At 66.1% G+C, this 10,417-nt stretch carries 7 protein-coding genes and 1 pseudogene; 7 read left to right on the top strand and 1 reads right to left on the bottom strand.

From position 1 onward, the window contains the following. The first annotated feature begins 155 nt into the window (after nt 1-155). The 6 genes from DM816_RS36255 to DM816_RS36230 all read left to right on the top strand — a co-directional run bounded on the left by DM816_RS36255 (nt 156) and on the right by DM816_RS36230 (nt 8,132). Entirely contained in the window at nt 156-1,466 is a 1,311-nt protein-coding gene (locus DM816_RS36255) for a poly(ethylene terephthalate) hydrolase family protein (protein ID WP_162908185.1), read from the top strand. 151 nt (nt 1,467-1,617) lie between these two features. Next, nucleotides 1,618-2,712 (top strand): glycoside hydrolase family 53 protein, encoded by a 1,095-nt coding sequence (locus DM816_RS36250; protein ID WP_117215035.1) that lies wholly within the window; start codon nt 1,618-1,620, stop codon nt 2,710-2,712. Then, a complete protein-coding gene (locus DM816_RS36245) occupies nt 2,709-4,223 on the top strand; it encodes a carbohydrate-binding protein (protein WP_117215038.1) in 1,515 nt (504 codons plus the stop codon). Before DM816_RS36250 ends, DM816_RS36245 begins: the two co-directional genes overlap by 4 nt. A 97-nt stretch (nt 4,224-4,320) precedes the next feature. Next, entirely contained in the window at nt 4,321-5,343 is a 1,023-nt protein-coding gene (locus tag DM816_RS36240; protein ID WP_117215037.1) for a LacI family DNA-binding transcriptional regulator, read from the top strand. A gap of 113 nt (nt 5,344-5,456) precedes the next feature. After that, nucleotides 5,457-6,863, top strand: coding sequence for a GDSL-type esterase/lipase family protein (locus DM816_RS36235; RefSeq protein ID WP_117215034.1), 1,407 nt, complete (start codon nt 5,457-5,459; stop codon nt 6,861-6,863). Nucleotides 6,864-6,872: 9 nt separating this feature from the next. Then, nucleotides 6,873-8,132: a CBM35 domain-containing protein gene (locus tag DM816_RS36230; RefSeq protein ID WP_117215033.1), complete on the top strand. Its 1,260-nt coding sequence runs from the start codon at nt 6,873-6,875 to the stop codon at nt 8,130-8,132. 61 nt (nt 8,133-8,193) lie between these two features. Here the strand turns inward: DM816_RS36230 and DM816_RS36225 are convergent. After that, a pseudogene (locus tag DM816_RS36225) lies at nt 8,194-8,397 on the bottom strand (cellulose binding domain-containing protein); the annotation flags it as partial. Between the two features lie 1,173 nt (nt 8,398-9,570). Between DM816_RS36225 and DM816_RS36220 the strand changes: the two are divergent. Next, the coding region (locus DM816_RS36220) for a discoidin domain-containing protein (RefSeq protein ID WP_170318917.1) at nt 9,571-10,417 on the top strand (847 nt) is incomplete at its 3' end.

Raw genomic sequence — 10,417 nt, 5'->3', positions numbered from 1 at the left:
CTCAACGGCACAAGGCACACCTTGCAGCACAGCTACCAGGGCATCTATTTACATCAACGCAGTCGCGGTCTACTGTGAGGGCTCACAACCCTCCGCCCGGATCACCAACCGGCACGGCCATGTACCCGCTGATGAAGTCCTGAATCGGGAGGTAAATGGCAATGCAGCTGAACAAGACGCAAGCCTCGCCGGTGGCGGGCCACGCAAGTCGCGTGTGGACGCGCGCCATAGCCGCGGCCAGTCTCGGGATCCTCACGGCGATTGCCGTGCCTGGGCCCGCGATGGCGGCTGACAATCCGTATCAGCGGGGTCCGGATCCGACGCGGGACAGTGTGGCGGCTTCGCGTGGCACGTTTGCCACGGCTTCAACCACTGTGGGCTCCGGTAACGGGTTCGGCGCCGGGTTCATCTACTACCCGACCGACACCAGTCAGGGCACGTTCGGCGCGGTCGCGATCGTGCCGGGCTACACCGCCACGTGGGCGGCTGAGGGTGCCTGGATGGGTCATTGGCTGGCCTCGTTCGGGTTTGTCGTGATCGGCATCGACACCATCAACCGCAATGACTGGGACACCGCCCGCGGCACGCAGTTGTTGGCCGCGTTGGACTATCTGACCCAGCGCAGCACCGTGCGGGATCGGGTCGACGCTTCCCGGCTGGCGGTGATGGGTCATTCGATGGGTGGCGGCGGCGCGATGTATGCCGCGTTGCAACGCCCGTCGCTGAAGGCGGCGGTCGGGCTGGCGCCGTTCAGCCCGTCGCAGAACCTGAACGGCATGCGCGTGCCGACGATGCTTTTGGCCGGGCAGCATGACACCACCACGACCCCGGCGAGTATCACCAGTCTGTACAACGGCATTCCGGCTGCCACGGAGAAGGCCTATCTGGAGCTGTCCGGTGCCGGGCACGGCTTCCCGACGTCGAACAACTCGGTGATGATGCGCAAGGTCATCCCGTGGCTGAAGATCTTCGTCGACAGCGACGTCCGCTACACCCAGTTCCTGTGCCCGCTCATGGACAACACCGGGATCAGGTCGTACCAAAGCACCTGCCCGCTCCTGCCGGGCACACCGACCCCGCCCAACCGCTACGAGGCGGAAACCTCTCCGGCGGTGTGCACCGGCACCATCGCGTCCAACCACACCGGCTACTCCGGCACCGGGTTCTGCGATGGCAACAACGCGACGAATGCCTACGCTCAGTTCACGGTGAACGCGAGCGCGGCAGGGTCGATGACGTTGCGGGTGCGGTTTGCCAACGGCACCACGACCGCACGCCCGGCTTCGTTGATAGTCAACGGTTCGACGGTGCAGACACCGTCGTTCGAAGGCACCGGCGCATGGACCACGTGGGCCACCAAGACCCTGACGGTGACCCTCAATGCCGGCAACAACACGATCCGGTTCAACCCCACTACGGCCAACGGCCTGCCCAACCTCGACTACATCGAGATCGCCGCGCCGTAGAAACCCCTCACAACTCAATGGCATCACCGGAATTCGCATGGGGGCGCGTTATCGCGTCCCCATGCGCCGTCCCCGGTGTCCAATCACGACGGACGGGTTCTGCCCACCCGGCGCGGAGTGAAGACACCCGCTCAAATTGAAGGAGAGCGCCATGAAACGCGTCCTTGTCGTGGCCGCCGCACTGTGCACAGTGGTGACCATGACAGCTTCGCCCGCCTCGGCAGCCCCGCTGACCATGCTGGGCGCCGACGTGTCCACATTGCAACGTGCCTATGACGTCGGGGCGCGATATTACGACGCCAACGGGACCGAGCGGCATGCGCTCGACATCCTCAAGGGCGTCGGGGTCAACTACGTGCGCCTGCGCATCTGGAACAACCCGGCCAGCGGATACAACAACAAGGCCAAGGTGCTGGCGTTCGCCCAGACCGTCAAGCAGCGCGGGCTCAAGCTGATGGTGGACTTCCACTACTCGGACACGTGGGCCGACCCGGGCAAGCAATACAAGCCCGCCGCATGGGCCAACCACAACATCAGCCAGCTACAGACCGACGTCTACAACTACACCTACGACGTGTGCAACAGCCTCAAGGCACAGGGCACCGTCCCCGACAGCGTGCAGATCGGCAACGAAATCAACACCGGCATGCTGTGGCCCGAGGGCAAGGTCAACAACAGCAACTTCTACAACCTGGGCCTGCTGTTGAAGGCCGGCTACAACGCGACCAAGGCATGCAACAGCAGCACGCAGGTCATCATCCACACCGCTTACGCCGAGAGCATGTCCAGCGCGCGCTGGTTCTACGACGGCATCCGCAACCAGGGTGTGCAGTGGGACCTCACCGCCCTGTCGTACTACTGCGCGTGGCACGGCACGCTGTCCAATCTGTACAACGTGATTGTCGACATGCGCACCCGCTACGGCAAGCCCGTCTTCCTGGCCGAGACCGCGTACCCGTTCACCTCAGCCAATGCGGACAGCACGGCAAACGTGATCTCCGGGTCGCAGCCGTGCTCCGGCTACCAGGCCTCGTGGAGCGGTCAGGCAACCAACTTCGCCCACGTGCAAAACACCGCACGCAACGCGGGCGCGATCGGTGTCTTCTACTGGGAACCCACCTGGTACGCAATCAACGGCAATGGCTGGAATCCCACCAACATCAACAGCAGCGGCAACGAGTGGGACAACATGGCCATCTTCAACTGGACCGGCCGGATCAACCCCAATGTGAGGTGGACGCCATGAGACTGCAACGCCTTATCGCCTGTGCCACGGTGCTCGCCGGAGCGGTCGTGGTTTCGTCGGCCACGGTGGCCGTGGCCGCACCCACCCGCTACGAAGCGGAGACCTCGCCGGCGACGTGTGACGGCACGATCGACACCAACCACGCCGGCTACTCCGGTTCGGGATTTTGTAACGCCAACAACGCGGTGGGCGCGGCACTGCAATTCACCGTGAATGCCTCCGCCGCCGGCACAGCGACGCTGGGAATACGGTTCGCCAACGGCACGACCACTGCCCGGCCTGCCGATGTGCTCGTCAACGGCACCAGCGTGCAATCTGCTTCCTTTGAGGGTACCGGCGCATGGACCACCTGGGTCACGAAGAGCCTGTCGGTGTCGGTCAACGCCGGTAGCAACACGATCCGGCTCAGCCCGACCGCCGCCGACGGTCTGCCCAATGTGGACTATCTCGACTTCGAGGTGGGCGGTGGCACGGGCGGCTGCGGGAGTGGCTCGTTCAACGCGGAGGTGACCCAGAGCGGGAGCACCTACACCGCCCGCAACGGCAGCCGGACCGTCTACACCGGAACCAGCTACCTGTCGGCCATCAACGGGGCCATCGGCAGCCTGACCGCCGGGCGCACCAGCCAGGAGAAGGTCGTGGTCCGCGCCGGCGGTTCGATCGGCGCCTCCACGGTCGGTGTGCCCAGCAACACCTCGCTTGAGGTGTGCGGCACGATGAACGTGGGCAACCGGTCCGGGCGCGGCGCAGTGGAGACTGTCAACGCCCGCAACGTCTCCATCCCGTACCTCACCATGACAGGAAATCCCTACTTCGGTATCCGCGTCTACGGCATGAACAACCTGCACCTGGGTCAAATCACCATGCAGTTGTCCGGCGGGCTGGGCATCCGCTTCGAGCGCGATCTCGCCGCCAACAGCAACGTGCGGATGGACAACATCTTCGTCTCGGGTGCGGGCAGCCACGCGGTGGAGACCTGGAACGTCGACGGTCTGACCGTCGGCACGGTGACCGCACGCAACGTCGGCGAATCGGCGCTGCTGCTGCAGACCACGACCAACGCGCAGGTCGGCCTCGTGGATGGGCAGAACGTCGCCACCGGCACCGGATACGGCGTGTTCCGGCTGGCCAACCGCGCCGGGCGAGTGGGCAGCAGCTACCCGACCAACATTCGCGTGGGTGAGGTGCGGGCCTCAGGCGGCGGGCGGGGCATCTTCTGCGTCTCCGAGAGCGGTGGTGTGGTCATCGACCGGATCACCATCACCAACACCGGCAACAACTCGATCCTGCTGGAAAACTGTTACAACGTCACGATCGCCGCCGTGTCGGGCACCGTCAGCGGCGGTGGCGAGGTCCGCATCGCCGCGCGCAGCGAGTTCCCGCCGTCGCGCGACATCAGCCTGCGCAACCTGACCGTCTCCAACACCAACATCCGCTGGAGCCCGTGCCAGGGAACCAACAACACCATCACCAACGTCACCCGGGTCAACTCCACGCTGTACTGGTGCTGAACCGGCGCAGCATGGGTCTGGCCAGGACCATGGTCCTGGCCAGACCGAGACGGCTGGCCGGTTGTTCCAGACGCTGCAGTGCAACGAAGATGGCGGCATGACTGACGCAGACACCCGGATGCCCCGGCGCGCCCGTCCGACCATGGAGGACGTGGCGCAGATGGCCGGTGTCTCCCGGGGCACGGTCTCGCGTGTGCTCAACGGTGGTCGTCATGTCTCCACGCCCGCGCTGGAGGCGGTGCAGCGGGCGATCCGCAAGAGCGGCTATGTGGTCAACCAGCACGCCAGAAGCCTTGTCACGCAACGATCCGACTCGGTCGCGTTCATTCTCGCCGAACCGCAGGACCGCCTGTTCGAAGACCCCAACTTCAACATCCTGCTGCGCGGCTGCACCCAGGCGCTCTCCGAGCGCGATATCACACTCCTGCTGACCATCGCGGGCACGCAGGCAGACCGCAAGCGCATCGGCCGCTATGTCACCGCTGGTCACGTCGACGGCGCGCTCCTCGTCTCCGACCACGCCGACAACCCGTTGATCGCCGAGCTGCTCAACCGGGGTCTACCGGTCGTCGCCTGTGGGCGGCCGCTGGGCCACGAGCGGGAAGTCTCCTACGTGGCGGCCGACGACCGCGACGGAGCCCGGCAGATGGTCACCTACCTGAGATCGCGGGGCTATCGGACGATCGGCACCATCACCGGCCCGCTGGACACGTCCGGCGGCGTGGACCGGTTGGCCGGATACCGGGACGTGCTCGGCGAGCCCGACCCGCGGCTGGTGATCGCCGGCGACTACACCCGGGCCTCCGGGGAGGAGGCGATGGACCAGTTGCTGCGCCAGGCGCCCGACCTCGACGCCGTGTTCGTCTGCTCCGACCTGATGGCAGCCGGAGCGATCGTGGCCCTGCAGCGGGCGGGCAAGCGCATTCCCGACGACGTCGCCGTCGGCGGCTTCGATGACTCTGCTGTGGCCACCGCGGCAATGCCTCGCTTGACCACGGTCCGCCAGCCGCTGTCGCGCATCAGCGGCGAGATGGTGCGGCTGCTGCTGGCCGCGATCACCGGTGACCCGCCGTCCGCCGTGATCCTGCCGACCAACCTGGTGACCCGCGAATCGGCATAGCAATCCAAATTGGTGAACGGGCAACTATTTACATCAGGCTTGTTGATCCTCTACCGTGAACGTTCACAGACCTACCTCACCAGCCGTCTAACCGGACGACCCCGGGAGAAACCATGCGACTCAAGGCGTCCCTCATCGCGTGCGGCCTGCTCGTCGGCGCGGCTACGGTGCTGACCGGCAACGCCGCGGTGGCTGCGCCCACCCGTTACGAGGCGGAGACCGCGCCGGCGACGTGCAGCGGCACCATCGACTCCAACCACGCGGGCTACTCCGGGACCGGGTTCTGCAACGCCGACAACGTGATCGGCGCGGCGGCACAGTTCACCGTCAACGCGGGCGCGGCCGGCACGGCGACGCTGGGCGTCCGGTTCGCGAACGGCACCACGGCCAACCGACCCGCGGACGTTCTCGTCAACGGCGCGCGCGCGGTCGGCGCGACCTTCGCGGCCACGGGCGCATGGACGGCCTGGACCACCGCGACGCTGACCGTTTCGGTGAACGCGGGCGCCAACACGATCCGGTTCAGCCCGACCACCGCGGCCGGCCTGCCGAACATCGATTACCTCGACTTCGAGGTGACGGGCGGCCCGACCGGGGGCAATGGCCGGCCCAACGACGCGAACCTGCAGTACTACGGGCGCTGGAACCGGTCGGACTCGTCGTGGTATGCCATGGGCTGGGCCGGGGGCTACGTCGACGCCCGCTTCACCGGAAGCTCGATCGGTGTGCGCCAGCGCAACACCATCGACCTGTACTTCTCCATTAACAACGCGCCGCTGCAGTGGCGCCGCAACGTGTCGGGCAACGTCACGCTCGCCACGGGACTCACGGGAAGCTCGCACACCATTCGCATCGGCTATCGCGAGCGCGCCGGTTCATACACGGGCGACCCGGTCTTCGGCGGGCTCATTCTCGCCAGTGGAGCGCAGACCATGCCGATCAGCAGGCCGGCGAATTTCGTGGAGTTCATCGGTGACTCGATCACCGTGGGTCAGCCCAACGCCAATCGGCCCTTCACCGCGTACCCCTGGCTCACCGCCGAGGGGCTCGGAGCCGGTCACAGCCAGGTCGCCCAGGGCGGCGCCTGTCTGGTCAGTCAGAACTGCTACGGGATGATGGACTGGTTCCGCCGGTCTTCGGCGTGGGCCACCTACGACGACTGGAACTTCGCCACCTACCAGGCGACCGCGGTCGTCATCAACCTCGGCACCAACGACGTCGGGCACGGCGTATCGACCACACAGTTCCAGCAGGGCTACATCACGATGCTACAGCGGGTGCGCAGTGCTTATCCCAACGCCCACATCTTCGCCATGGGAGTCTTCCGCAACCGGTACGTGACGGAGACGCGCAACGCCGTGGCGGCGCGCACCGCGGCCGGTGACACCCGGGTCTATTTCGTGGACACGACGGGCTGGATCAACCCGGCCACGGACACGAGCGACAACGTCCACCCGACGGACGCCGGCCACGCGAAAATCGCGCAGCGGCTGCGGCCCATCCTCGACCAGTACATCTAGGAGGGCATCGTGAAGCTGCGACCAGTGCTCGCCGGCACTGCCGCCCTGCTGGCAATCGCCGTCACGGTGCTGTCCGCGACGACGGCCTCGGCCTTGACGACCCGTTACGAGGCCGAGTCGGCACCGGCCACGTGTTCCGGCGTCATCGCGTCCAACCACGCCGGTTACTCCGGCACGGGATTCTGCGACGGCACCAACGCGGTCGGCGCGGCGGTGCAGTTCACCGTCAACGCGGCGGCCGCGGGGACGGCAACGCTGGCGGTCCGTTTCGCCAACGGCACCACCGCCTCCCGCCCGGCCGATGTCGCGGTCAATGGTGTCACCGTGCTTTCTGTCTCTTTTGAGGGTACGGGTGCATGGCCCACGTGGGCCACGAAGACCCTGACGGTCTCGGTCAACGCGGGCAGCAACACCGTGCGGTTCAACCCCACCACGGCCAACGGAATGCCCAATGTAGACCATCTGGACCTGACGGCGAGCGGCAGCCCGAGCCCCACGCCGTGCGCGCCGCCGTCGACCAGCCCGTCGCCCTCGCCTTCGGCGCAACCCCGGATCACCGTCTGGCTGGCGGGAGACTCCACGGTGGCAAACCCGTCGGGCGGAGCCACCTGCCCGGTGGGGTGGGGCAACCAGTTCGCCCAATACTTCAACGCCAACGTCACCGTGCGAAACAGCGCCGTTGGCGGGCGTAGCATCCAGACCTGGCTCTACGACCCCAATGTCACCAGCACCATGAACTCGGCCGGCGAGTGCGTCATCAACCCGAACACCTACTCGACGCGCTGGCAGGAGATGCTCAACTCGACCAACGGCATGAAGCCCGGCGACTATCTGTTCATCCAGTTTGGAATCAATGACGGGTCCAGCACGTGTCCGCGGCACGTCGGTTCGGCGCGCTACCAGCAACTGCTGGGGGTGATGGCGAGTGCGGCCAAGGCGCGCGGCGCTCATCCCGTCTTCCTGACCCCGGTCGCCGCGATCAGGTGCTCGGGCGGCACGGCGGTGGGCAACCGCGGGTTCATCACGGAGACCAACTCGGCCGCGAGCGCCAATGGGGTACCGGTCATCGACCTGCACCGGCTGAGCTACACGCTCTACAACAACCTGCGTTTCTGTCCCTTCAACGGCGACTACAACTCCGGCCCGGTGGGAGCCTTTTTCTGCAACGACCACACCCACTTCGAGGCGGCAGGTGCTCGGCAGATCGCCGGTGTCGTCGCCAACGCGTTGCGCGACCAGCGAATCCCCATCGCCGCATATCTGAAATAGAGATCGTTCGGCTGGCCCGCCCCTGCCCGGAAGGCGGGCCAGCCGAATCCCTTGCAGTCCGCTACGGACTCGTACAGGTCATCGCCGGGGTTGACGCAGCGCCCCCGCCGATGAAGCCGAATGTGGTTGAGGCAGATGCCGCCAGTGAGCCGTTGTATGGGGCGTTGCGCACTGAAACGGCCGAGCCGTTGACAGCCGGCTTGCCGGTCCACACCTGTGTGAGGGTTTGGCCGATGCGCAGCGTCCATCTGACGGTCCATCCGGCCGCGGCGTGCCTCGTGCGGCCGGTCCCTGGGGTGCCATCTCACTTTCTGGCATTGCGACGTACCTCCTGGCGTCAGCCCCGATCGCCGACGCCGGTATTGCCCTACCAGGCATCGTGAGGTCAGACTACTAGGTAAATAAAGCATTTTGCCCTGCGTGTGGCCCTATCCGGCTCCCGTCGGATCACGCTTAACACATAGCGTGCCTGGAGGGCGACACACTGTCAATCGATCGCTCGGAATCGTGTGGCACCGATCCGCCGGCGGCAGTCGGTCGACACATTCGTCCGTCACTGTGTCTGTTACCTGTGTGCGCACTTGGCGCCCGCGCGGGCAATAGAGGAGCACCAGCGGGATTCCGTTGTGGCTCAGAACCTTCGGCGGCGCCGGGTCGGAACCTGTCGGTGAGACGATGACACCCCGGACAGCCTGCGCCCGGAGCAGGCCCAGTAGCCGCTTCTCCTCGGCCGACCGCAGATCCGTGTTGCAGGCGAGCAGGAGGCGGGCGTCTTGGGCGAGCCGATCCTCGATGCCCGGTTGACCCCGGCGTAAACAGGTTCGCCAGATCGAGGGGTGACACTGCCGACGACGGGGCTGGGCGCGCCCAGCGGCCACAGACAGCGCCACGGCAGCGGCCACCGCAACCCGCGCAGCTGCCGGGCCGGCCCGTTGGGCACATATCCGACGCCGCCGATCGCATCCTGCACCCGTTGCCGGTCTGGGCGCGATGATCGACGGACGGCTGAGCACGTTGGCCACGGTGGACACGGACAACCCGGCCATCCGTGCTCGAAGTAATAATCTTCCAAATGTCGATGCCTTGTCCGCGGCCTCGGGGCGAATGCTCATGGCGCATCGCCCCCAGAAACGGTTTCACCACCTCCAAATTCAGTGGCTTGGAGAAACGTGGCGAGTGGTTCCACGTGGAGGGCCAATGGCACATCTCGGCTTCGTTGGACCCCTGGACTGGCCGCCCGCGAGCCGATATTGTGCGTTCACGGCGCAGAACATTGAAACGATTCAACCAGAACAGGTCGTCCTCCGAAGGCACTCATGCATGGGAACGTTCACAGACCCACTGCATCAGTGCCGCGAGACCGTCGTCGACCACGGCCGCCTTTGTGGCGAACGAACCGGTCACCGGAGGTAGCCGAACCTGTCAGGAAGAGGAGGACATGACGAACAAGCGCCCCGCCCGCCTCAGCGCGGGCATGACCACACTCGCCACGCTGGTGTGTACGGGAATATTGGTGGCACCCGCACCAGCCCAGGCGACCTTCGGAACCGCGGACATCAAGCCGATCGAAAGCAACATTGCCGCCAAGTTCTGGGCCTCGGCGACCGCGAGCAGCGGCTCGTCCACCGCCGCACTGGCGATCGACGGCGACCCGACAACATCGTGGTATGCCGATCACCCCAGCGCCGAGCAGAAGCTGACCGTCGACCTCGGCGGCGCGTACGACAATCTGCGCAAGGTCAAGGTGGTCTTCCCGCAGCCGGGTGTCGTGTATCGGTACACCATAGAAGCCTCAACGGACGGTCGCCGGTGGAAGACGATAGCCGACGAGTCCCGCAACCGTGCCGTGTCGCGTGGGGCAGTGCATCTGTTCACCAGGCCGGGCACGCGCTTCGTCCGGCTCACGTTCAATGGGGTGTCGGGCCGCGCCAGGGCCGGCATCAGCGAGCTCCAGGTCTTCAACTACCTGCGCAACAACCTCATCCTCGGCGCCGACGTGTCCTGGGTGGATGACCAGCAGACAAGGCAATACTGGGTCGATCCGCTGGCCGCCGATCGGGGCGCCGGGCCGCACCTGCTCGACGTGCTCAAGGACCGGGGCATGGAGTACGCCCGGCTGCGGATCTTCAACCAGCCGAGAAGCGAGGGCACCGGCGCGCTCACGCCGGTCCCGCGCCAGGGTCCGGACCGCTCGCTGACGTCGGCAAGCTGGATCAAGCAGCGGGGTATGGGCCTTGGCATCGACTTCCACTACGCGGACTCGTGGGCGGACCCGAGCAAGCAAC

Origin of the sequence: Allorhizocola rhizosphaerae, from assembly GCF_003426775.1 — a bacterium.
GTDB lineage: Bacteria > Actinomycetota > Actinomycetes > Mycobacteriales > Micromonosporaceae > Allorhizocola > Allorhizocola rhizosphaerae.
The sequence above is the reverse complement of the archived record's forward strand: the minus strand, read 5'-3'. Positions and strand labels throughout refer to the sequence as shown.